Source organism: Paenibacillus artemisiicola (genome assembly GCF_017652985.1).
In the GTDB taxonomy this organism is placed as follows: Bacteria; Bacillota; Bacilli; order Paenibacillales; family Paenibacillaceae; genus Paenibacillus_Z; species Paenibacillus_Z artemisiicola.
This window is the reverse complement of the sequence record NZ_JAGGDJ010000028.1, coordinates 1-23,864: the sequence shown is the minus strand read 5'-3', so window position 1 is coordinate 23,864 and position 23,864 is coordinate 1. Positions and strand designations below refer to the sequence as shown.

The following is a 23,864-nucleotide window of genomic DNA, read 5'->3' as shown; positions in this document are numbered from 1 at the left end:
CGCCTCCCGGTCCGCCGCCGATGGGCATGGCCGGCCGGGGCCGCCCGGGACGCGGCGGCCCCGTCGTCAAGCCGAAGAACCTGAAGGCGACGCTCCGGCGCCTCTGGTCGTATTTCGGCGGCGAGCGGAAGCTGCTGACGGCCGTCTTCGTCATCATCCTCGTCGATTCGCTCATCATGCTGGCGGCGCCGTACTTGATCGGCCGCGCGATCGACGCCATGACCGCGGACGCGGGGGGCGTCGACTTCGGCGCGCTCGAGCTCGCGCTGCTCGCGATGGTCGTCTCTTACGTCGCCGACGGCGGGCTGACGTTCGCGCAGGGCTGGCTGATGGCCGGCGCTTCGCAGCGGATCGTCGGCCGGCTGCGCGCGGCGCTATTCGAGAAGCTGCACAAGCTGCCGGTCCGGTTCTTCGACACGCGGACGCACGGCGACCTGATGAGCCGGATGTCCAATGACATCGACAACGTGAGCAATACGGTCGCCCAGTCGGCCGCGCAGGTCATGACCGGCTCGATCTCCATCGCGGGCGCGCTCGTGATGATGCTCGTCCTGAGTCCGCTGCTGACGCTCGCGAGCCTCGTCACGGTGCCGGCGGTTTACTTCCTGACCCGCTCGATCGCCCGCTCGACGGGGCCGCTGTTCAAGGATCAGCAGAATAAGCTCGGCCTGCTGAACGGCCATGTCGAGGAGACGATATCCGGCATCGAGATCGTCAAAGCGTTCAACCGCGAAGGGAAGGCGATCGACGAGTTCGAGGCGATCAACGCGGAGCTGTGCGAGGTCGGCACTAAGGCGCAGATCCGTTCCGGCTTCCTCATGCCGATCATGAACGTCATTAACAACCTCGGCTTCGCGGCCGTCGCCATCGTCGGCGGGCTGCTGGCGGTGAACGGCCACATCACGGTAGGGGTCATCGCGAGCTTCCTCAGCTATTCCCGGCAGTTCGTGCGGCCGCTCATCGACCTGGCGAATCTGTTCAACATGCTGCAGTCCGGCGTGGCGGGCGCGGAGCGGGTGTTCGAGGTGCTGGACGAGGAGGAGGAGCCGGCGGACCCGCCGGGCGCGGTCCGGCTCGCGAATCCGCGGGGGCACGTCGTGTTCGACAACGTCTCGTTCGGCTACCGCGCGGACCGGCCGATTCTGCAGGACGTCAGCTTCGATTCGGCGGAGGGCACGAGCACCGCGCTGATCGGGCCGACGGGCGCGGGCAAGACGACGATCGTCAACCTGCTGACCCGGTTCTACGACGTGACGGGCGGCTCCATCGCGATCGACGGCCGCGACATCCGCGCGTACACGAAGGACAGCCTGCGGCAGGCGTTCGGCATCGTGCTGCAGGACACGTACCTGTTCTCCGGCACGATCCGGGAGAACATCAAGTACGGCAAGCCGGACGCCACGGACGCGGAGATGGAGCGGGCGGCGGCGCTGGCGAACGCGGCGCCGTTCATCCGCCGGCTGCCGCAGCGGTACGACACCGTGCTCGCGGAGAACGGCAGCAACCTGAGCCAGGGCCAGCGGCAGCTGCTCGCGATCGCGCGGGTCATCCTCGCGGATCCGTCGATCCTCATCCTAGACGAAGCGACGAGCAGCATCGATACCCGGACCGAGCTGCACATCCAGGACGCGCTGAAGGGCGTGCTGCAGGGCCGCACCAGCTTCGTCATCGCCCACCGGCTGAACACGATCCGCGACGCGGACACGATTATGGTCATCGACCGCGGCAGCATCGTGGAGCGCGGCTCGCACGCCGAGCTGATGGAGCGGCGCGGCGTGTACTACGATATGTTCACGAACCAGTTCGGCGCGGTGCTGAGCGGCGGGTAACGGTCGGCGGCCGGCGCGTTAAGGGCTGGCTAGGTTGGCAAGGATGGATAGGCTTGCTAGGATGGGTAGGCTGGCTAGGCGGGAACGGCGTGGAATCGCGGTCCTTGAACGGATAAAAGAGACGTTTCCCGGGCGGCGCCGCTTGGGGAACGTCTCTTTTCGCTCGCGTCACGGCTTTGGTCGGGGGGCGAGGCGGCTGCGCGGGACCGATGTCCTGTCGTCTACTGCCGCGCGGGGGTATGATGGAGGAACGGCAAGACTGAACGTACGAATGCTGGAAAGCACGAATGACGGAAAGGGAGCATCAAAACAATGGAAAACGAACGGATTACCAAACAAATCGCGTTCATTCGCGAGATCGACGGCTTGAAGCACGTGCTGCGCCAAGCCTACCTGATGAACGGCGAGCGGCGCGAGAACGACGCGGAGCATACGTGGCACATCGCCGTCATGGCGCTGCTGCTGCAGGAGCACGCGGCGGACGCGGCGCTCGACCTGAAGAAGACCGTTCATATGCTGCTCGTGCATGATTTGGTCGAGATCGACGCCGGCGACACGTTCGCCTACGACGTTCAGGGCCACGCGGACAAATGGGAGCGCGAGGTCGCCGCGGCCAAGCGAATCTTCGGGCTGCTGCCGGAGGACCAGCGGGACGCATGGATGGCCTTGTGGCTCGAATTCGAAGAAGGCCGGACGCCGGAAGCGAAGTATGCCTTGGCGATGGACCGGCTGCATCCGGTCTTGCACAATTTCTACACCGAGGGCAAGGCGTGGCGGGCGCACGGCGTCCGCGCCGAAGCCGTGCGGAAACGCATGGCGATCGTCGCCGAGGCGGCGCCGGGCCTCGAGAGCTTCGTCCATAGCTTGCTGGAGGAAGCGGTGGCGAAGGGGTATTTGCTGCCGTAGCCGGCTGGCGGCTGCGCCGGGAGGTCCTGGGGCGGGGGCGCAGGCCAGGGCTAATGGAAGAAAAGGCCGGTAAAAGCCAAACTTGGCGTAAACTAGGGCCGACTTGCGGCTGTGCCGGGAGGTCTGGGGGGCCGGGCGCAGGCCGGGCTAGTGGAAGCCAAGGCTAGCGTCCGCCAAGGCTGGCATGTCAAAAAAAGCCGAACGCAACCGCGTTCGGCTTCTTTGTGTTGGTGTTCGAGGCGACGGCGCAGCCGGAGAAGCGTGCCTGCCTGCGGCGGCGCCTCGCGTCCGCGCAGGCCGGAGGAGCGTCCGCATCGGCGGCGGCGCCTCGCGTCCGCGGGCCCGGCTTACGCCGGATCGTTCGCGGCTTGCGCGCGGCGGGCAGCCTGCCGGCCGCGGACGGCGATGACGCTGAGCAGGCTGATGGCGATCATGGCCGCGCCGGCGAACAAGGCCGGCACGATGTGATCGCCGAAGTCGGCGGGAGTCCGGACGGCGGCGCCGGATTGGAACACCAGCCCGCCGATGGCGATGCCGAACACGCCGCCGAGCTCCCGCATCGCGTTGCTCATGCCGCTGGCTTCGCCCGCGGCGGATTCCGGCACGGAGGAAAGCAGGCCGTGGGAGAGCGGCGTGAAGCTGAGCCCCATGCCGGCGCCCGCCATCATCATGAACGGCAGCATGTAGCCGAACGGGAAGTCGACGCCGAGGTTCGCGATGAGCAGGCCGAACCCGAGCAGGGCGCCGGTTTGCAGCAGCAGTCCAGTCGTCAGGACGGCGCGGGTGCCGAGCTTGCCCACGGCGAGGCCCGCGAGCGGGGCGGCGATCATGGTGCAGCCGGTCCAGGCCATTTCGCGGACGCCGGCTTCCAGGGCGGAGAAGCCTTGGGCTTGCTGCAGGAACAGCGTGAGCAGGAAGATGGCGCAGAAGATGCCGGCGTTCATCCAGAAGCCCGCGATGACGAAGCTGCTGTATTTCGGACTGCGGAACAGCTCGAATTGGACGAACGGCTGCTTGCGGCTGCGTTCCCAGAGATAGAACAGCGCGAGGAGCACGACGCCTCCGGCCAGCAGGGAAATGACGGTCGCCGAGCTCCAGCCGTCGGTATTGCCGCGTTCCAGACCGAAGACGATGCCGAACAGGCCGGCGCCGAGGAGCGCGATGCCGAGCGGATCGATCGGCTTGCGTTCGCCGCGCGTTTCCGGAAGCCAGCGCATGCCGAGCAGGAAGGCAACGATGCCGACGGGCACGTTGACCCAGAAGATCAGCTGCCAAGGAGCGCCGTTGACGATGAGGCCGCCGACGAGCGGGCCGACGGAGAGGCCGAGCCCGGAAATGCCGGACCAGATGCCGAGCGCCGCCGCCCGTTTGTCCGGGGGAAACGCGCCGTTGACGAGCGTCAGGCTGAGCGGCACGATCGCGGCGCCGCCGACGCCTTGCAGCGCCCGGGCGAGGATGAGCTGAATCGAGCTTTCGCTGATGCCGGACATGGCGGAGCCGAGGGTGAACAGGACGATGCCGGTCAGGAACATGCGTTTGCGGCCGAACCGTTCGCCGAGGACGCTGAACGGGATGAGCAGGACGGCGAAGGCGAGCGTGTAGGCGTTCATGAACCATTCCAGGTCGGACATGTCGGCGTGGAATGATTCCTGAATGGAGGGGAGCGCGACCCCGATGACGAGATTGTCGAGCATGGCCATGAAGAGCGCGGCGCAGGTGACGACGAGCAATTTGACGCGTGACGAGGTGAACATGGAACGAAACACTCCTTTATGAGGTGGATTATTGAATCCATAATGACAGGCAGGGCTGCTTTTGCGCATATTTTTATTTATGGATAAATAAATAAGCGGATAAAAAAAGAGATGTCAATTGGCGTCGGCAGGGCTTCGGCATAAGAAACGGAGGACTGACCAAGGAGTGTATGGGACGCCGACTTGGAGAAGAAAGCTAATTTATGGATAAATAAATAAAAGCGCTAAAAAAATTAAGCTATTTATTTATTGATTAATAAGCGGTTGGGCTAATAAAAAGCAACGGGATTGCGATTTCCGCTGCTTTCAACAATGGACTCAAGAACCGGGGTATTCCGGGTCCTCGAGCGTTGCGTACTTCTCGGGAGCCTTGTCGCGCCAACGGCATAGGTGCGGCAGGTCCAGCGTTTCCGACATGGCGATCAGGAGGCCGTGGCCGATGAAGTTGCTCGCCTTGTCCGCGGCGTCTTCGAGTCCGGCCTGTTCGAAGCGGGCTTTGACGCGTTCGAAGATCGTGCCGAATTCCTTGCGGGTATACTCGCGCACGGCGGTTTCGGGCGTCGTGTACGACATCATGACGAGCAGGATTTCGTCGCGATGGTCCCCAAGCAGGTCCACGAACGCCTTGCCCATCGTCTCCTGCAGCTTCTCGGGCGGCGCCTGCACGGCGGCGAAAGCGTTGACGATGCGCCGGTAGGCACGGTCCAGCACGGCGAGGTAGAGCGCTTCTTTGGACTTGAAGAAATGAAAGACGTAAGGCTGCGTCACGCCCACGGATCGGGCGACTTCGGCGGTCGTCGTCTTGTAGTAGCCGTTCTCCGCGAACAGCGCCGCGGCGGCGTCGAGAATCTGTTCTTTGCGGTTTTGGGCGGCTTCTTCTTTGGCTGTCATGGCGTGGGCGGCTCCTTACGGTTATTTATTGACTAATAAATAAATACCATATCGAGGAAGCGGCTGTCAAATCATTTTTTGAGAGTTCGTCCAAACCAATCGCCAAGCCTATGCTCCCGAAGCAGGCGCATGCTGCATTCCCTGTCTTACGCCAGTGAACGCAAACCAATCGCTAAGCCTATGCTCCCGAAGCAGGCGAATGCTGCATTCCCTGTCTTACGCCAGTGAACGCAAACCAATCGCCTTATTTGGCGTTTTGAAGGCGCATGCGCTACACTGGAAGCATAGGCCATTTATTTGATTAAGGAGGATTTTTTACATATGAGCCAAGACAACGTCTATGCCGGCGACAGCCGGGTCATTCGGTTTTTCGAGGAACTGTCGCGCATTCCCCGCGGATCCGGCAACGAGAAGGCGGTCAGCGACTTCGTAGCGGATTTCGCGCGCGCGCGGAACTGCGCGGTGCTGCAGGACGACCGGCATAATCTGATCATCCGCAAGCCGGCGGCGCCCGGGTACGAGCACGCGCCGATCGTGATTTTCCAAGGCCACCTGGACATGGTCACCGAGAAGAACAAGTCGACCGTGCACGACTTCACGAAGGATCCGATCCGGTTCAAAATCGACGGCGACATGATCTACGCGCAGGGCACGACGCTCGGCGCGGACAACGGCATCGCGGTCGCGACGGCGATGACGATCATCGATTCGCCGGACATGGCGCATCCGGAGCTGGAGATCCTCCTGACGACGGAGGAGGAAACGAGCATGGGCGGCGCGTTCAAGCTCGACGCGTCCCCCCTGAAAGGCCGAATGATGATCAATTTCGACTCCGACCGCGAAGGGATTCTGTTCGTGAGCAGCGCCGGCGGCATCAACACGTACCATACCGTGCCGCTGGCGTGGAAGGAAGCGGGCTCGTTCGCGGGCGAGCCGCACACGATCGCCGTGCAAGGGCTGATGGGCGGCCATTCCGGCGACGACATCATCCATGAGCGCGGGAACGCGAACAAGCTGCTCGGCCGCGTGCTGGACGACCTGCGCCGCCATGCCGCGTTCGAGCTGGCGGGCGTCGGCGGCGGAATGAAGGTCAACGCCATTCCGCGCGAAGCGGAAGCGGCGGTGTACCTCGACGGCGCGGCGAAAACGGCGGTCGAAGCACGGCTCGCGGAGCTCAATGGCATTTTGCGGGACGAGTTCCAAGCGAGCGACAAGGGCGTCTCGGTCACGCTGCAGGCGGGCTTCGACGCGGGCGATTCCGCCGGAAGGGCGTTCGCGGACGATGTGAAAACGGCCGTCATCCGCTTGCTGGCGCTCATTCCGAACGGCGTGCTGAGCATGGACAAGGCAATCGGCAACCTCGTGCGCACGTCCTCCAACCTCGGCGTCGTGTCCGTGAACGAGACGCATGTCGTGATGCAAAGCTTGGCGCGCAGCTCCATGCGCTCGCAGACCGACGACGTCGTGCGGTCGATGGCGACGTTGGCGGAAGCGGTCGGCTGCGAGTTCCGCACGGACCACTATTTCCCGGGCTGGCCGTACCGCGCGGATTCCAAGCTGCGCCCCGTGATCGAGGCGGCATACGACAAGCGCTTCGGCAAGCCGATCGAGATCAAGGCGATCCATGCCGGCCTCGAATGCGGCGTGCTGATCGAGAAAATGCCGGACCTCGACGCCGTTTCCTTCGGGCCGAACATGTACGAGATCCACACGCCGGACGAGCATCTGTCGATTTCGTCGGTGGAGCGGACGTGGGCGTTCCTGGAGGATGTGCTTGCGGCGTTGAAAGGGTAAAACGCGATGAACCGCCGGGGGAACCCGGCGGTTTTTTTGTTGGCGGGCGGCTCGGCGGTGTCAGTCGGCGGTCCCGCCGGACTTTGCCGGACCCAGGAGCCGCTATTTTGCGGAAATCGCGCTATTTGCAAGTTTGACGGCCACCAGAGCCGTTAATGGCGTGAAACACCGTGCGCAGCGCCACTTTTGGCTCCAATAGCGGAACGTATGGCCGCCAAAAGCGCAAAACCGGCCAAAAACGCAAAATAGCGGCGCTGGTGTCCGCATAGCAGGCTGCTCGGCGGTTCCACAGCCGGCTCCACGACCTCCGCCCCCAACCCGAAAAGCCTAACCCCGGCGCCGGAAGCATCCGGCCCGAGGTTGGGCTTTTTCCTTTCCGCATGGCGCATATTCCGCTACTGCGCCAGCTCCCCGAGGCGCGCGAAGATGGCGAGCGCCGGATCGATCGGCACGTCGGCGCGCTTCACGTCGGCCGGGATCGGAATCGTCGGCGTCGGGCGCGGCCGGCGGTTGCCGAACTGCGGCAGCCATTCGCTTTCGGCGTCCAGCATCTCCGTAACCATGTCGCGGATTTCCTTGAGCGTCAGCACGGAGGCGGTCAGCGGATCGAGGGCGATCGCCTGCACGACGGTCTCGGGATCGCCGGACTTGGCGGCCAGGACGGCGAGCCGCTGGACGTTGATGTTCGTCTGGTTCAGCGCGGCGCATTGCGGCGGCAGCTCGCCGACGATCGTCCGGTGGATGCCGGTCCGGTCGGCGTACACGAGCCCTTCCGCGCAGCAGTCGTCCGGCAGATTCTTGATCATGCCGTTGTTGCGCAGGTTGCCGCTGAATTTGAACGGCTTGCCCGTCTCGAGCGCCTCGATGATGTACGCGCAATATTCGATGCTCCGCGGCGGCAGCTCGGACGATTCGTCCGTCAGAAGGTCTGACTCCTTGTATTTGCCCGCCACGTAGATGCACCAATTGTAGTACGCGCCCGATTCGCCGCCGAACGCGGGCTCGTCGCAGTACAGGTCCAGCGCCTTGCGGCTGTGGCGGAACCACGGCACGTATTCGGACAGGTGGCCCGTCGACTCCGTCATGAAGTAGCCGAAATGCCGGAACACTTCCCCACGCACCTTCTCGTTGACGTAAAACTCCGGCTGCTCGAACTTTTCGCGCAGGAGCGGGTAGAGGTCCCGGCCCTCGTGCTCGATTCGGAGAAACCAGCCCATGTGGTTGATGCCGCCGGTCACGAAATCAATCTCCTGCTTCGGCACGCCGGTGTAGCCGGAGATGAGATCGAGCGTCGTCTGCACGCCGTGGCACAGGCCGACGTATTGAATGTTCGTTTCGCCGAGCGCCCAGCAAATCATGGCCATCGGGTTGACGTAATTGAGCAAAATCGCGTTCGGGCACAGTTCTTCCATGTCCCGCGCGACATCGAGGATGACGGGAATGCTGCGCAAGGCGCGGAAAACGCCGCCCGGACCCAGCGTATCGCCGATGCATTGGTCGACGCCGTATTTGAGCGGAATCTTGTAGTCGAGCTCGAACGCGGCCAAGCCCCCGATCTGGAAAGAGCAGATGACGTAGTTCGCGCCGGCGAGCGCTTCGCGGCGGTCGGTCGTGATCGAGACCGTGGCCTTCAGGTTGTTATGCGCGATGACGCGGTCGATGTAGGCTTTCACGTGGGTCGTCTTGTTCGCGGACGGCGCCATGAGCACGAACTCGGTTTCTTCCAGCGCCTCGGTGGCCATTATGTCCAGGATCAGCGTTTTGCAGAAGACGACGCTGCCGGCGCCGATGATGGCGACTCTTCTCATAAGAACACCCCGTTCTTTGGAATGGGTAAAGAAAGGAGAAAGCATGAACTTGCGGGCGATACGGGTCCCCGCTCGCTGTTGTCATCGGATTACTCGTTAACACGATACGGTGCTTCGCTGCCGCGGGCGGGCGGCAGGCCCAGCGAGCGCCGGGCGCCAAAGTACCTAGGCGCCAAAGCCGCCAAGGCGCCGGCGAAGCCGAACGCTCAATGCCGCCGAGCGGCCCCAACGGCGCCTGCGCGCTCAATGCGCCGAATGCTCAATGCGCCGAGCGCTCAATGCAATCGATCGCTCAATGCCGTCGAACGCTCAATGCCGCCTACGCGCTCAATGCCGCCTGCACGCTCAACGCCGCCGAGCGTTCAACGTCGCCGAGGCGCTCAACGGCGCCTGCGCGCTCTCGCGCTCAACGCCCCCAAGGAGCAGGCCTCCGCCTGCTCCTTACGGCTCTAAACCTTGGCCAGCCCCACGCCGTAGGTGCGGGACATGTAGTCGATGTACGAGCGGGCGAAGATCAGGTCCACGAGCGCTTCCTTGGACGTGCAGGGCGCCGGGCGTTCGCCGCGGACGGCCGCCAGGAAGTTGCGGGCCTGGTTGCGCATGGCCGAGACGTTCGGCATGATCGGCTGGACGATCTCCGGCGCGCCGGCGCCGGGGCCGTCCTTGTAGATGGTCACCTTGCCCGCCTGCTGGCGGACGAGCGGGGCGGGGAGGTCGACCCGGACGAAGCCGTGCTCGAAGGCGACGATAACGTGCTCGTGCCATTCGGTCGACGTGTGGTACGGCGCCATCTCCAGGCTGACCGTGACGCCGCCGTCGCTTTCGCCGGCGAGCAGCACGCCGGCGCGGTCGCCGAACGTCAGCTTGTAGTTCTCGCCGCCGAGGAAGAAGCGGATCGCGTTCACCTGATGGATGTAATAGTTGACGAAGATATCCAGCTCGCGCGTCTGCTCGTCGGTGTAATCCGCCGGCCCCGGCTCCTGCTGCAGCGCCGGGTACGGGTCGCCCGCGTTCAGCGGCTTGTCGGCCGCGGCCGTCCAGTCGCCCGGCGGCATGGTGACGCGGATGCTCCGCAGCTTGCCGAAGCCGCCGCTCGCCCGCCAGGCGTCGACTTCCCGCTTGGCGCGTTCCATCGCCGGGTCGGAGCGCTTGTGGTAGCCGACCATATGCAAGGTGCCGGTCTCCTCGCCGACGCGTACCAGCTCGCGGCCGGCTTCCACGGTCAGGCTGAGCGGCTTCTCCGTGAACACGGGCACGCCCGCCCGGAGGATATCCGGGATCAGCGCCGCGTGGTGGCGGTACTGCTGCGGGGCGACGATGGCGTCGACCTTGGCGTTCGCGAGCAGCTCGCGATGGTCGGCATACACCTCCGGAATGCCGTAGCGTCCGGCGACGAGCGCCGCGGATTGCGGCCGGATCTCCGCCAGCGCCACGACCTCGCATTCGTCGGTCAGCACCGCGTAATTGCTGAGATGCGCCATCTGACCCATCCCGCCGCCGCCGACGAAACCGATTCTCACCTTGCTCATGACCGTTCCCCCTCGCTTGGTCCCAAGTTTTCGAACAGGTACAGGCCGTCCTTGCCCGGCGCGACGATGTCGGGATACCCGTTGCCGCTCAGGTCCTGCACCCAGAAATAAATGCCGGCCCCGGAAGCCTCGCCCGCCGGGCCGTAGTCGATGACGCGCTTCTCGAAGCGGCCGCCGCCGAGCTTGTAGTAGTAGAGGCCGATGTCGTCGAACGCGCCGGGGTCGCCGTCGTTGTGCGCCCGATACCGCTTGCCGGTGACCAGCTCGAGCTCGCCGTCCAGGTCGAGATCGACCAACCGAAGGTCGTGGAACTGGGAGCCCGACATGTCGATCTCGTGCTTCGTCCACGTGCGCGAGCCGTCCGCCGAGCGGCCTTGCTCGTACCAATGCAGCCCGTAATCGTGCGCCTGCCCGACGATCAGGTCGACGAGCCCGTCGCCGTTCACGTCGTGGCCCAGCACCGGCACGCTGGCGCTGCCGAGGTCGAACTCGGGATGAAACGTCCACGGCCCGGCGAACGGATCCGCCGGCTGCTCCAGCCATCCGCCGGACAGCACCACGTCCATGCGGCCGTCGCCGTTCACGTCGACGAAGCCCAGGCCGTGGCCGCTCGGACCTTCGCCGATGACGTATTTCTCGAACGAGCCGGTGCCGCGTCCGGCTTCGTCGCGAACGAGCTTGTAGAACGCCTGAGGCGCGCCCGGCGTGTTCGGGAAAATCTCCGGCACGCCGCAGCCGTCGATATCGAGATAGCGGATCGTCTCGATGCTGCCGCAGCGGTCGATGTCGAACGTCTCCCATGCCGCGCCGGTCTCGCCGGGGTTGCGGCGCCAGCGCAGCGTCTCGCCCCACCAGGCGCCGGTCACGATGTCGAGCCGGCCGTCGCCGTCGACGTCCATCGGGTAATCGGAGAAATCGTCATGGTAGTCCGAGATCGCGAGGACGTCGCAGATAAAATGCTTCTTCGCGAAGTCCGGCCCTTCGTACCAGTACGCGCCGCTGACGATGTCCGGCACGACGTCGCCGTTCACGTCGAACACGGCGCAGGCTTCGTATTTCTCCTCGGACAGGTGGCGCTTCCTGAATTGCAGCACGATTGCGCACGCTCCTCCAACTAAATATTGTTGTACGTCTTGCGGTTATGCGCTATGCTTGGGATGTATCCCATGCAAGCGCTATCTTCTATATAAGGTTATGCCATCGCCGGGAGCGTTTCAATAAGAAAGCTTGTGAATAAACCTATCGATTCTTGCGATTGCGGAGGTGATTCGATGAGCGAGGCATCGCTGTTTCGCAGCCAGCCGGTCTTCCTCTCCGGCGCGACCTTCGCGTTCGACGGCCACGAGGGGCGGTTCTTGCTGGAGCTTCATAAGCACGACGCCAACAGCGAGATCTTGCTGATCGAGGAGGGAGAAGGGGAGTTCGAGATCGACGGGCGCCGTTACGCCGCGGGACCGGGGACGCTGCTGTTCTACCAGCGCGGCCTGTGGCATAAGGAGCTGTCGACGAAGCATCCGTTTCGCGCCACGTATATCGGGTTTACGGACATGCAGATCGGCGCGCTGCCGCCGGATTATTTTTTCGATCCGGCCGAGGCGCCGGTCCTCGAGCTGCGCGAGCATCTGCCCGCGGTCTCCAAGCTGATGAAGGATTGCATCGCGGAGCACCGCCGGATGGAGCCGGAATCGCAGCTTGCGGCCAGCCACTACCTGGGGCTGCTGTTCGTGAAGCTGGCGCGGCTCGCGCACTACGGGGACGCGGCGGAACGCGGCCGCTCGACGGCCAAGGAAGCGGTGTGGAAGGCGAAGCGGTTGCTGGAGGAGAATTACGGCGCCGCCCATACGCTGGCCTCGCTCGCCGCGGACACGTATTTGAACAAATATCATCTGGCGCATTTGTTTAAAGAAATCGTAGGCGTCAGCCCGATTCAGTTTTTGATCTATTGCCGAATGGAAGCGGCGAAGCGGTATTTGCGCACGACCGGTCTGCAGGTGAAGCAAATCGCCGAAATCGTCGGCTACCAGAGCGAACCCTCGTTCTATAACGCGTTCATGAAGACGACCGGCACGACGCCGCGCCAATACAGGGACGACGGTTGAACCCTACGCGTGATCCGATTCGGGCATTCGATAAGGAGGCTGACAACGATGAAAAACAAACTCGTGCTTCTTGCGTTATTCGGCAGCTGCGGTCTCATGGTGGGGGCGCTCGTCTGGTTGGTGTGGGCCTTGCAGCGGATATAAGGGGCGTTTCGGAGCGGCCGCGGCGGAAGCGGCCGGCAGGCCGGCGATGCCGTTCTTCGTCCTGCGGCCGGCGGGCGGACCTTGCCGATCCCGCGACCCGAAACGAATGCGATACAGCCCAAAGAGCCTTCGTGCGGCATGTTGCCTCGCGAAGGCTCTTTGGGCTGCTTATGATTCTTGCGCGGCGCTCTTCATCGCGCCGTTCCGGGGCCGCGGCGGTGACTGCCGCCTTGCCTGCGAATAGCCGCGGCGCCGCCCCGTCAAACGCCGCCGACGCCGGCGAAATAATCGCGCGTGTCTTGGCGCGCCTTGGGCGTCAATACGCGGTCGAGCTCCTCGTTCAGCCACAGCAGGGACTTCCCGCGCAGCGAATTGCGCATGCTCTCTTCGGCTTCGAGCATCGTGAGATTGATCGTGCAAGGCATGGCGCGGGCGCAGGCGGCGTATTCGTCGTCGCTGCGGCACAGATAGCTGTTGTCTTTGATGTTTTTGCACTGAAAAATGGGCGTGACGCCTTCGACGGCTTCCACGACGTCCCAAAACGAGATCTCCGCCGGAGGCTTGGCTAGTTTATACCCGCCCTTGACGCCGGGAACGGAGCCGACGATGCCGGCTTTCGCCAGCTTGCCGAAGATCTTCGACAGATAGGTTTCCGAGATCCCTTGGAACGCGGAGAGCTCTTTAATGCCGACGGTCGCATCAGGCGGAATATCGATCAAATAAACCAAGCAGTGCAGGGCATATTCAACGCCGATACTATACTGCATGCGGACACCTGCTTTCATGACGCACGGTTGATAGTAAACATCTTAGGTAGATTTAGCCCCCTTGTCAAATAGGGGCCGGACGGCAGCCGTGCGCCGAAATTCCGGAAGATGGCGAATTGACAACCGCAAACCCAAGCGTTATATTGTAGGTGCAATCGATCAACGATAGATGTTGTCGACAATGTGGCCGCGAGGCCAAATACGAATAACGGAGGAGATACGATGAAAGTCCGATTCAACTATACCGAAGCCAATCCGGGCGCGTTCCAAACGATGCTGAAGCTGGAAGGATTCAATAAAACGAGCGGGCTGGACGCGAAGCTGTACGAGCTCATCAAAATCAGAGCCTCGCAAATCAACGGCTGCGCGTTCTGCATCAACATGCACACGAAGGACGCGCGCAAGCTGGGGGAGACGGAGCAGCGGCTGTACTTGTTGAACGCTTGGCGCGAAGCGCCGTTTTACACGGATAAAGAACGGGCGGTGCTCGAGCTGACGGAAGCGGTGACCCGCATCTCCGAGCATGGCGTGCCGCAGGACGTGTACGAGAAGGTTCGGGCGCACGTCGACGAAGCGGAATTCGTAGCCATCATCATGGCGATCAACACGATCAACGCGTGGAACCGGCTCGCCATCTCGACCGGCATGTTCCCCGAAGAGGATTGAGCCCGGAACGAAGCCCGATCATTGCACGGCTTAGCTTTCGGCCAAACGCCGCCGCCAGAATGAAGTCCCGTGCGGCGGGAGATACTCTGATCGGATGGCAACTTGGCCGTATCCTTGATGGTCGAACGATTTAAACGAAACCAGCTTATGCATAGACCGGGGGACCTTATGCGCTACAAAATCCTGCTGTTCGATCTCGACGATACGCTGCTGGATTTCGGCGCGAACGAGACGGACTCGTTAACCCGATTGTTTCGGCAGTTCGGGTATGCGTACCCGGACGAGCTGTTCCGGCATTATCATACCGTCAACAAGCAATTATGGGCCGAGTACGAGAGCGGAGCCATAACGCTGGACGTCGTACTGAACTCCAGGTTTTCGGAGACGATGCTGAAGCTCGGCAAGGTCGTGAACGGCCCGGAATGGGAAGCCTTGTATCGCGAACTCTTGGGCGAAGGAGACCAGGTCGTGATGGACGACGCGCTGGACGTCTGCCGGCGGTTGTCCGCGACCCATCGCTTGTTCGTCGTCACGAACGGGATTACGCGCACGCAGATCAAGCGGCTCAAGCAGTCGGGGCTTGACGAATTCTTCGAAGACATCTTCGATTCGCAGAGCATCGGCGCCCAGAAGCCTTCCCCTGCTTTTTTCGATCACGTGATGCGGCATATTCCGGATTTTAACCGGCATGAAGCGCTGATCATCGGGGACTCGTTAAATACGGATATTAAAGGCGGTCAACAGGCGGGCATCGATACCTGCTGGATCAACCGAAACCGGGCGGCGCAATCCGGCCCGCAGGCGATACCGAGCACGTACGCGATCTCGAGCTTAACGGAGCTGTTGGCCATCTGCGCGGAGCCGGGCGCAGCTCCGTAAAGGTCGTAAGACTGCAACGCAGCAAGATAGCGGACAAAAAGAAGACCGGGCGAACGTGGCCCGGTCTTCCGCTTTGTATTGCCGATTGCGCGGGTCGAGTCGTTCTGCCGGCTGGCCGGGAGGCGACAGGATTGCCTGTCCCGGCCCAGGACAAGCCGTCCGCGAACCGAGCCTCAGGCGATCGTCAGGCCGCCGTCGACCGCGATGACTTGGCCCGTGATCCAGTCCGCTTCGGGATCGGCCAGCTTCGCGATCCACCGCGCGACGTCGGCCGGCTCGCCGCGGCGGCCGAGCGGAATCGCCTGCCGCTCCTGCTCCTTGACGGCGGCGATTTGCTCGTCGGAGAGCCCCATGCGCTCGCGGAGGAAGTCCGACTCCACCGGTCCGGACGCGATCGCGTTCACGCGGATGCCCTGCGGCGCGAGCTCGAGCGCCCAGCAGCGGGTCAGATGCTCCAGCGCCGCCTTGCTCGCGGCGTAGAGCGACAGACCGCTTCCCGCCTTGCTGCCGTACGTGCTGGACAGGTTGATGATCGTGCCGTTCGTCTTCGCCAGATGCGGAACCGCGGCGGCCGCGAGCAGCGTCGGGCCGATGACGTTGATCGCGAGCATGTCCTGCGCCGACTGGGCGTCCACGTCGACGAGCGGCTGAATCGCGCCGGCTCCCGCGTTGTTGACGACGAGATCGAGCCGTCCCCAGAGGCCGATCGCCGCCGCGACCGTACGGGAGGCCGAATCCGCGTCGCCGGCGTCCGCCGGGAAGCCCTTGAGATTCGGATGGAGGGCTTCGACTTCCTTCAGACGGCTTTCCCGGCGGCCGGTGACGAGCACCTTCGCGCCTTGCTCCGCCAATAATCGGGCAGCGGCCAAGCCGATGCCTGCCCCTCCGCCCGTAATGATCGCGACTTTACCGTTGAATACCATAATAAGAACCTCTCCTTTATAATTAGATAATTAATAATTAATGAATTAACCATTAGACGGAATACGCCCTCCTTATATGGCAGGGACGATATTCTTTGCGTCATACCAACTTCTTCAACAGGGCGCTCAGCTGCGCCTGTTCGTCCGGCGAGAGCTTGCCGCCGACCAGCCGGGCGATCGTCTGCTCGTAGACGGGCCAGACGTTCGCGATGACCTCGCGGCCTTGCGGCGTGAGGTGGACGAGAATTCGCTTCCGGTTGGCGGGGTCGAATGCCCGTTCGATCCGGCCGGCCTTCTCGAGGGCGTTCAGTAAATTGCTGACGTTCGCCCGCGTGACGGCCAGATCGTCGCTCAGCTCGGAAGGGAGCATTGGCCTGCCGCCGGACCTCAGGGCGACCAGCAGGCACCAACGGCCGAGCGTCAGTCCGAAGCTGCCGAGCTGCTCTTCCAGTGTTTGCACCAGCCGGTGATTGGTCTTATAGAGCGTCAAAAAAACGTCGATCGCCGGCATCGGCGTCTCGAACGGATTCCATTTCTCGATACGACAACCTCCTTATCGTGCGGGAATCGCCTGGGAGAAGAGCGATCGCCCAGCCAACGGTTAAACAATTAACTATTAGCAAATTAACAATAAAAGAACGGCTGCCGGCTGTCAACTGGGGAATCGTTCCTGGCCTTTGCGCCGGGCCTGCGGCCGCCGCCTCATCCGCCGATATGCGTCAGTTTGTCGGGATTCCGTACGATATAGAAGTTTCGGATCGCGTTTCCCTCGACGTGAAAGAGCACCGCGGAACGGGTCCCTTCGTCCGACCGCAGAATGAGCCCCGGCTGGCCGTTCAGCTGCACGAGCTCGATCGCCAGCTGTCCGGCCAGCGTCGCGATTTGGCGAAGCGGACCGAACAGAAACGCCGCGACGCGCTTCCTCGTCGCGATCGGCCGGGGAATGACGCTCGCTTTGCCGCCGCCGTCGGTGACCAGCTCGACCTCTTGGCTGAGCATGGATATCACCTCGTTCAAGTTGCCCTGCTTCAGCGCGGCCAGGAAGCCCTGCACCCATTCGCTGCCGGCCGTTTCGCTTTCGGGCCGGACGAGCTCCTCCTGGTCGATCCCCATCTTGGCGCGGGCGCGGCTGAACAGCTTGCGGCAGTTCGGTTCGCTCTTGTCCACGAGCCCGGCGATCTCCTGATAATCGAAGCCGAGCGCCTCGCGCAGGACGAATACGGCCCGTTCCGACGGACTGAGCCGCTCCAGCAGCACGAGCATCGCGTAGGACAGCAGATCGTCGCGCACCACCTCCGATTCCATCGAATCGTCGGGCGACGTCAGGAACGGCTCGGGCAGCCATTCGCCGACGTATTGTTCCCGTTTTTTTCGGGCCGATTTATGCAGATCGCGGCAGCGGTTCGTGACCATCTTGCAGAGATAGGCCTTTGGCTCCGCAAGCTTCTCCGGCGGCACGTCGTAAATTTTCAGAAAGACGTCCTGCACCACGTCCTCCGCGTCGGACACGGAGCCGGTCAGCTGGTAGGCGAGCGTAAACAGCAGCGATTTATAGTTGGTATACAGTTCTTGCATCGTACCACTTCCGTTCTTTTCGGGTTGCGTTCGGTTGTAGGTCGACCCTTTTCATGAAACGAACGCAGGGGGGATTTTGTGACATGCCTATCGGATGCCCGGTGCCCGGCGGCCCTTCCGCATGCTGCCGATCGCCCATAACAACGGGGGAACGACGAGGTAGACGAAGGGATAGAAGTAATTGACCAAATACGGGTTCTTGAGCGTATAGGCCAACCGGGCATGATGACCGCTGTAGAGGATGTACCCGACGGCAGCGCACGTCATCAGGCCGGCGATCAGCTTCCAATTCTTGAATCCGGACCACTCGGACAGACCGTAGCTCAGGATGAACAAGCCGACGGCCAGCTTGACGAAGGCGCCGAGCAGCCATAACGGGATGTAGATCGCGTCGATGTTCTGGATGAAATTCAGAATCGACACGAATTTGGTCAGCGAATAGATGGGGGCGATCATTTCGGCGGCCATGTTCGGTCCGGTCACGAACAGCAAGACCAGCGTGGCCAATACCCCCCACAGCATCGAGACCGCCGTGCCCCATATAACCGCGCGCGAAGCGGCGCGCTTGTTCTCGGCGAAGAAGAACAGCATCAGCACGATCGACGGGTCCATCATGTAATAGACGGAGTGCCACGCGCCCTTGAGGATGCGGTACCAGCCCGAGTCGGCGTACACCGGCAGGATGCGGCCCAGCTCCATATCCTGCGGGTTCAGGAAAAGCTGCGCGAACAGCGTGAACATGAAGATCGGGCCGATGACTTCCGCGCAGCGGCTGACGGCCGTGAGACCGCCTTTCCACACCGCATACGTCACCGTGAACAGCAGGAGCAGCAGAATGACGATCATCGGCGTGTTGTGGAGCATGACCAGATTTTGAAATTCGATCGTCCCCTTCGCGATCAGCGACAGCTGCATGAACCAGAGCGCGAAATAAGCCGTCGCGAGGAGCTTGCCGAGCACGGTTCCGAGCAGCTCCTTCATGAAGCCGACCAGCGTCTTGTTCGGATGCCTTATGCAGAGCCGGAGCATGAGCCACGTAATCGCCATCATGGCGGAGCTGCCGAGCAGCTCGGAGATCCAGCAGTCCTGGGCGGACACTTCCGCGGCCAGCTGAATGGGCAGATAGGAATACATGATCATGGAGGAGATGTTGATCAGCCAGAACAGCTGGTAGCCGCTAATTTTCATCCTTCATCGCCACGCCTTTTCCTCGTTTGTCTTGTACGGTGCGCCGATCGTGCCGACCGACCGGAGTTGAATCTTCGTCTCGACGGCCACGTCGAGGCGTTTGAAGCCCTCGTCCCAATCGGTCTTGTGCGTCTTCCACCAATACGGGTAGGTATGATGCAGATATTCGCCGACGCCGAAGACGTCGGATCCCCACTGCCGGACCTTGTCCATCGTCCCCTGCAGCTGCTTCCGGACTTCCGCGTTCAAGTAGTGCTGAACGGCGATCATGTTGTCCACCTCGGCCATGTCGAGGGCGGTCGTGTTTTCGAGCAGGTACGCCTGCGCCTTGACGGTCAGGCCGACGCGCTCGGGCGCACGGCTGCCGGCCGCGCGAAGCTTCCGCTCGATATGCGTCAGCCGGAACGAGAGCGTGCCTTTGGTGTCCTTCCACGGAACGGTAATGGCGTCGAAGGTGCCTTTCCCGCTCATCCAGACGGCGCGCTTGCCTTCGGTTTCGTCCAGGTAGCCTTTGATTCTGCGCTGCTCGTCCAGGACGGCGAAGCCGCTCAAGGCGGCAATCGGCGTCTTTTTATCCGGGCTGAGCTCGACCTTCTCGATTTGGAGGAACGGCAAGAGGGGACGGGTTCCGCCGGTCAGGCTGTCGATGACGAGCTGCCGGGCGCTGAATTTGCGCAGCCCGTTGATCTGCAGCTCCTTCCCGGCCGCGACGCTGGGCAGAAATTCCATGGGATGCTTCTGCATGAGAAATTCCTTCGCGGTGCCGCCTCGGATGAGCAGGATGGCATCCCTTAAGCTGTTCGTCGGGTCGCGGCCGATTTTATCGTATAACAGCCCGATGTCGTTTTGCTTGACGTACGACTCGCCGAAGGCGATCAGAATCCGGTGGCTCGTCATCAGCCGGCGGGACAGCTTGAGCTGGATTTTTTGGGTGGCGTCGAACAGGTTTTTGCCCTTGGCCGACATGACGATGTATTGATCGACTTTGTCGGAGCTGCCCCCTCTAAGGCGCGAGGGAATGACGATCTGGTGGCTGACCTCGATGAGGCCGTCCCCGGCATCGTCCATGCCGCTCCCCATGACGAAGGCCAATTGGTTCGGCTCGACGAAATCGGTGCAGCCGGCGGCCGGAACCGCGAGCAGGAGCAGGACGCCCGCCAGAAGCGCGAAGCGGATCATGGCCGGCGTCCCTTCTTGTTCCGGCCGTTCTTCGCCCAGAAGGGATAGCGGACGATCAGGTTCTTGAGCCGCGGACCGTCGAACGGCGCGACGGGGCTGAAGAACGGCGTGCCGAACGATTCCAGCATGACCAGATGGAGCAGCAGGAAGATGACGCCGAACGCGAAGCCGACGAAGCCGAGCCAGCCGGCGAAGATCAGCATGAGATAGCGGAGCAGCCGGAAGGGCAAGGTGGCGCTGTACCGCGGAATCGTATACGCCGCGATGCCCGTCAGGGAGATGACGATGATGATCGGCGTGGAAATGATGCCCGCCTCGACGGCGGCCTGACCGATGACGAGCGCGCCGATGATGCTGACGACCGGACCGAGCTGGTTCGGGAGATGCACGCCGGCCTCCTGCAGGCCGTCGAAGACGAACATCATGAGGAGCACCTCGATCATCGTCGGAAACGGCGAATTTTCCCGGGCGGTCGCGATCCCGATCATGAGATTGCTCGGCACCATCTCGGGATGGAAGGTGGACAGCGCGACGTAAAGGGCGGGCAAGGCGAACGAAACGAAGGTCAGGATATAGCGGACCATCCGGGTCAGGATGACGAAGACGAAGCGTTCGAAATAATCGTCGGCCGACTGCAGACCGGACCAGAACGTAATGGGCATAATAAGGGCGAAGGGCGTTCCGTTCGTCAGGAGGGCGACTTTCCCTTCCAAGAGGCTGGCCGCGACGATATCCGGGCGCTCGGTATTCAGAATCTGCGGGAAGAGGGAGAAGGAATTGTCCTCGAGCCATTCCTCGAGGTAAGCGGAATCGATGACGCCGTCGGCCTCGATCTTGCCGAGCCTTTCCCTGACGTCCGCAAGCACGCGCTCGGACGCCTTCCCCTTGATATACGTCAGGACGACTTCGGTTTGCGTATACGTGCCGATCGTGAACGACTCCGTCTTCAGCCCGTCGTGCACGATTCTTCGCCGGAGCAGCGTCGTATTCGTCCGGAGCTGCTCGACGAAGCCTTCCTTCGACCCCCGAAGGGTCGATTCCTTGTGCGGCTCTTGGATGCCCCGCGTCTCGTAGCCCGGCGCGGGCGCGACCAGCGCGGTCGGCTCGCCGTTCACCAGCATGGCCAAGCTTCCGAGCAGGATATGCCGGACGAGCTCTTCCATGGAGTCGACCGTCTTGACGTTCGAGAGCGGCATCCATTCGCGGGCGAACATCTCGGCGAGCGACTGGATGCGCGCCATGCCTTGCGGAAGACCGCCGAAGAGAAGGGGCTTTAACAGATTTTCCTCCGCGCTGTCCAAGCTCGCCATGCCGTCCAGATACGCGAGCAGCAGCATCGTGCCGTCCTTCAACCTGTAGGACCGCAAGATCATGTCCGAGCAATGATCGAATTGCGCCTTGAGAAACGCTTCGTTCGCTTCGATGTCGCGGTTGATGGCTCGCACTGGACAATCACCCCGGTTAAATACAGATTTTATGGTGGATATTATGGACGTTGCGCATGGCGGCTATGCAAATTTTGCATGCGAACCGCCGGCGCTCGCAGAGGCGCGGATCCAAAATATTCTTGGCGGCGCGGCTTGTCACAACCCGCGGCGCTCGATCGTTCTATGCTTGAAAGCCGATCGAGAGGGACGCGCGGCGAACGGAATCGCGGGCGGAACGACGCCGGATTTCGGCAATCGCGATCGCCCGGACAGGACGGCTTCGTGAAGGACCGCGACATGCCGATCGGGGATGCCGCGCAGACCAGGATCCGCCAAGGTGCAAACCAAATCCAACGAAGAGAGGGAATTAATCATGACTCAACGTTTAAATTACATGCAGCAATCGCCGGAACTGACCAAAGCGATGATGGGACTCAGCACGGCCGAGAAACAAAGCGCGATCGACGCGAAAATCCAACATCTCGTTCATATCCGCGCTTCCCAAATGAACGGCTGCGGCTTTTGCCTGGATATGCACGTGAAGGAAGCCAAAATCCACGGCGAAAGCGAGCTTCGCCTCTACCACATCGCGATTTGGCGGGAATCGAACCTGTTCGAGCCGCGCGAACGGGCCGCGCTCGCGTGGACCGAAGTGCTGACCCGGATTCCGGAGCACGGCGTGCCGGACGAGCTGTACAACCGCGTTCGCGAGCAGTTCTCGGAGAAGGAGCTTTCGGATCTGACGTTCTCGGTCATGGCGATCAACGCTTGGAACCGCGCCAACGTGGCGTTCAAAATGACGCCGGGCTCGGCCGACGCCGCGTTCGGTCTGACGAAAGCGGGCTTGAGCTAAGCGGGAGCGCGTACGAGGCAATCGCGTATCGGCAGTAGAACCGGACACAACGAGTAGCCCGACAAGGGTAGTTACCAAGGGGGAAACGAACATGAAAATCGTAGTCATCGGCGGTACCGGATTGATCGGTAAGAAGCTCGTCCATAACCTTCAAGAGCTGGGGCATGAAGCCGTGGCGGCGTCGCCTTCCAAAGGCGTCAACGCCGTGACCGGCGAAGGCTTGGCCGAAGCGCTGAGCGGCGCGCAGGTCGTCGTCGACGTGGCGAACGCGCCGTCTTGGGAAGACCAGGCCGTGCTGGACTTTTTCGAAACGTCGAGCCGCAATCTGCTTGCGGCCGAAGCGGCGGCCGGCGTGAAGCATCACGTCGCCCTGTCCATCGTAGGCACCGACGGCCTGCCGGAGAACGGCTATTTCCGCGCGAAGACGGCGCAAGAGAAGCTGATCGCGGCTTCCGGAGTTCCGTACACGATTCTCCGCGCCACGCAGTTCTTCGAATTCGTCGGCGGCATCGCCGATTCGTTCGCGGACGGCAACACGGTCCGCGTGCCGAACGTCGCGTTCCAGCCGATCGTCTCGGATGACGTCGCCGCCGCGCTGACCGATGTCGCGGTCGCGTCGCCGGCGAACGGCATCGTCGAGGTGGCCGGTCCGGAACGGATGCGTTTCGACGAGCTCGTCCGGCTGTATTTGGAATCGAAAGGCGACCCGCGTCAGGTCGTCACGGATAACGGCGCGCGCTACTACGGGTCGACGCTGGAAGAAAAGTCGCTCGTTCCGGCCGACGATTCGAAGCCGCGCATCGCGCCGACGCGGTTCACGGACTGGCTGGTCGGCTCGAAATAAGCCGGAAGCGCCGGCTGCGTAAAAGCGCCGACTGCGTAAACCGGCGGGGCTTGCGCGGTTGCGGGCATCGCCGGACCATGGCGGACAGGCGAGCTAGCGGCAGGTGTAGGGCCGCTAGGCGAAAGAGCTAGGATTAAAAGGAGCTAGTTGGAAAAATAATTAGTCAAAAAAGTAGCTAGGCTAAAAATAGCTAGCTCATAAAGAACCGGGTTTACAAGCAACGAGGTTAACAAGTAACCAGGTTAATAGAGGTAAAGAACAGCTTGGTTAAGGGCGACCAGGCGAAGAGAAACTTGGTTAAGAGAAACTTGGTTAAGAGCAGCTAAGGTAATAAGTAACCAAGTTAACAAGTAACCGAGCAAAGAATAACCAAGCAGCAATCAAGCCCAAAGCAATCAGGCTACAAGCAATCAAGCTGCAAGCAATCAGACTACAAGCAATCAAGCTGCAAGCACGCAAAGGGGCTGTCCCGTTCGCCGTAAGGCGACGCGGGACAGCCCTTTTGGTGTGTGTGGCTATCGCGGTTCAAGTTGTGGCAATCGCCCCTGGTTCACGATCGAGCGGACAGGAGAGCCGTTATCGTCGCTTTTTTGCGCGATTTCGGAGTTTCGCGGCCACAGGCGCGCTTATTCGTATCGAATGCCGGCAAAACCGGGGCCGGGACGCGAAATAACGGATCGTATGCAACTAGAATAAAAAGTGGACACATCGTTAAGAAAAACAAGATAATCAACTTAACGAAAGCGAGGTGTCCCACGGTGGGGGAACAACGGCAACGGTACAACGAAGAGTTTAAAAAGCAAACGGTC

20 protein-coding genes are annotated in these 23,864 nt (G+C 62.0%); 8 read left to right on the top strand and 12 right to left on the bottom strand.

Annotated features, from left to right (window positions below; translation table 11 throughout):
• Positions 1–20: 20 nt before the first annotated feature.
• Positions 21–1,829 (top strand): ABC transporter ATP-binding protein, encoded by a 1,809-nt coding sequence (locus I8J29_RS23300; protein WP_240546430.1) that lies wholly within the window; start codon positions 21–23, stop codon positions 1,827–1,829.
• A gap of 312 nt (positions 1,830–2,141) precedes the next feature.
• Positions 2,142–2,735, top strand: a complete 594-nt coding sequence (locus I8J29_RS23295; protein ID WP_208849853.1) for an HD domain-containing protein — start codon at positions 2,142–2,144, stop codon at positions 2,733–2,735.
• Between the two features lie 347 nt (positions 2,736–3,082).
• On the opposite strand, the gene I8J29_RS23290 is transcribed toward I8J29_RS23295, so the two are convergent.
• Both I8J29_RS23290 and I8J29_RS23285 read right to left on the bottom strand, forming a co-directional pair.
• On the bottom strand, positions 3,083–4,489 hold the full coding sequence (locus tag I8J29_RS23290) for an MFS transporter (protein ID WP_208849852.1): 1,407 nt from the start codon (positions 4,487–4,489) through the stop codon (positions 3,083–3,085).
• Between the two features lie 318 nt (positions 4,490–4,807).
• A complete protein-coding gene (locus tag I8J29_RS23285) occupies positions 4,808–5,380 on the bottom strand; it encodes a TetR/AcrR family transcriptional regulator (protein ID WP_208849851.1) in 573 nt (190 codons plus the stop codon).
• Between the two features lie 321 nt (positions 5,381–5,701).
• Between I8J29_RS23285 and I8J29_RS23280 the strand changes: the two genes are divergently transcribed.
• Positions 5,702–7,174, top strand: a complete 1,473-nt coding sequence (locus I8J29_RS23280) for an aminoacyl-histidine dipeptidase (protein WP_208849850.1) — start codon at positions 5,702–5,704, stop codon at positions 7,172–7,174.
• A 395-nt stretch (positions 7,175–7,569) separates the two neighbouring features.
• On the opposite strand, the gene melA is transcribed toward I8J29_RS23280, so the two are convergent.
• The 3 genes from melA to I8J29_RS23265 form a co-directional block, all read right to left on the bottom strand.
• On the bottom strand, positions 7,570–8,982 hold the full coding sequence (gene melA, locus I8J29_RS23275; protein WP_208849849.1) for an alpha-galactosidase: 1,413 nt from the start codon (positions 8,980–8,982) through the stop codon (positions 7,570–7,572).
• Between the two features lie 449 nt (positions 8,983–9,431).
• Complete coding sequence (locus I8J29_RS23270; RefSeq protein WP_208849848.1) at positions 9,432–10,511, bottom strand: Gfo/Idh/MocA family protein; 1,080 nt, start codon at positions 10,509–10,511, stop codon at positions 9,432–9,434.
• Positions 10,508–11,605 (bottom strand): FG-GAP repeat domain-containing protein, encoded by a 1,098-nt coding sequence (locus tag I8J29_RS23265; RefSeq protein ID WP_208849847.1) that lies wholly within the window; start codon positions 11,603–11,605, stop codon positions 10,508–10,510. The genes I8J29_RS23270 and I8J29_RS23265 overlap by 4 nt, the downstream gene beginning before the upstream one ends.
• Before the next feature lie 177 nt (positions 11,606–11,782).
• Between I8J29_RS23265 and I8J29_RS23260 the strand changes: the two genes are divergently transcribed.
• Positions 11,783–12,610, top strand: coding sequence for a helix-turn-helix transcriptional regulator (locus I8J29_RS23260; RefSeq protein WP_208849846.1), 828 nt, complete (start codon positions 11,783–11,785; stop codon positions 12,608–12,610).
• 404 nt (positions 12,611–13,014) lie between these two features.
• Here the strand turns inward: I8J29_RS23260 and I8J29_RS23255 are convergent, their stop codons facing one another.
• Positions 13,015–13,521, bottom strand: coding sequence for an RrF2 family transcriptional regulator (locus I8J29_RS23255; protein WP_208849845.1), 507 nt, complete (start codon positions 13,519–13,521; stop codon positions 13,015–13,017).
• A 222-nt stretch (positions 13,522–13,743) separates the two neighbouring features.
• On the opposite strand from I8J29_RS23255, the gene I8J29_RS23250 reads away from it, so the two are divergent.
• Positions 13,744–14,187, top strand: coding sequence for a carboxymuconolactone decarboxylase family protein (locus tag I8J29_RS23250; protein ID WP_208849844.1), 444 nt, complete (start codon positions 13,744–13,746; stop codon positions 14,185–14,187).
• Positions 14,188–14,355: 168 nt separating this feature from the next.
• Positions 14,356–15,066, top strand: coding sequence for a YjjG family noncanonical pyrimidine nucleotidase (locus I8J29_RS23245; RefSeq protein WP_208849843.1), 711 nt, complete (start codon positions 14,356–14,358; stop codon positions 15,064–15,066).
• Positions 15,067–15,239: 173 nt separating this feature from the next.
• Here the strand turns inward: I8J29_RS23245 and I8J29_RS23240 are convergent, their stop codons facing one another.
• From I8J29_RS23240 to I8J29_RS23215, 6 genes are all read right to left on the bottom strand, one after another.
• Positions 15,240–15,989, bottom strand: a complete 750-nt coding sequence (locus I8J29_RS23240) for an SDR family NAD(P)-dependent oxidoreductase (protein ID WP_208849842.1) — start codon at positions 15,987–15,989, stop codon at positions 15,240–15,242.
• 100 nt (positions 15,990–16,089) lie between these two features.
• On the bottom strand, positions 16,090–16,500 hold the full coding sequence (locus I8J29_RS23235) for a MarR family winged helix-turn-helix transcriptional regulator (protein WP_208849841.1): 411 nt from the start codon (positions 16,498–16,500) through the stop codon (positions 16,090–16,092).
• Between the two features lie 191 nt (positions 16,501–16,691).
• Positions 16,692–17,564, bottom strand: coding sequence for an RNA polymerase sigma factor SigJ (gene sigJ / locus I8J29_RS23230; RefSeq protein ID WP_208849840.1), 873 nt, complete (start codon positions 17,562–17,564; stop codon positions 16,692–16,694).
• 87 nt (positions 17,565–17,651) lie between these two features.
• Complete coding sequence (locus tag I8J29_RS23225) at positions 17,652–18,752, bottom strand: GerAB/ArcD/ProY family transporter (protein ID WP_208849839.1); 1,101 nt, start codon at positions 18,750–18,752, stop codon at positions 17,652–17,654.
• Between the two features lie 3 nt (positions 18,753–18,755).
• On the bottom strand, positions 18,756–19,931 hold the full coding sequence (locus I8J29_RS23220) for a Ger(x)C family spore germination protein (protein ID WP_208849838.1): 1,176 nt from the start codon (positions 19,929–19,931) through the stop codon (positions 18,756–18,758).
• Positions 19,928–21,376 (bottom strand): spore germination protein, encoded by a 1,449-nt coding sequence (locus I8J29_RS23215; protein ID WP_338113268.1) that lies wholly within the window; start codon positions 21,374–21,376, stop codon positions 19,928–19,930. The genes I8J29_RS23220 and I8J29_RS23215 overlap by 4 nt, the downstream gene beginning before the upstream one ends.
• A gap of 355 nt (positions 21,377–21,731) precedes the next feature.
• Here I8J29_RS23215 and I8J29_RS23210 point away from each other — a divergent pair, with 355 nt between their 5' ends.
• Together I8J29_RS23210 and I8J29_RS23205 are read left to right on the top strand one after the other, a co-directional pair.
• Positions 21,732–22,211, top strand: coding sequence for a carboxymuconolactone decarboxylase family protein (locus I8J29_RS23210; protein WP_090644398.1), 480 nt, complete (start codon positions 21,732–21,734; stop codon positions 22,209–22,211).
• Positions 22,212–22,302: 91 nt separating this feature from the next.
• Entirely contained in the window at positions 22,303–23,055 is a 753-nt protein-coding gene (locus I8J29_RS23205) for an SDR family oxidoreductase (protein WP_090643783.1), read from the top strand.
• Positions 23,056–23,864: the final 809 nt, after the last annotated feature.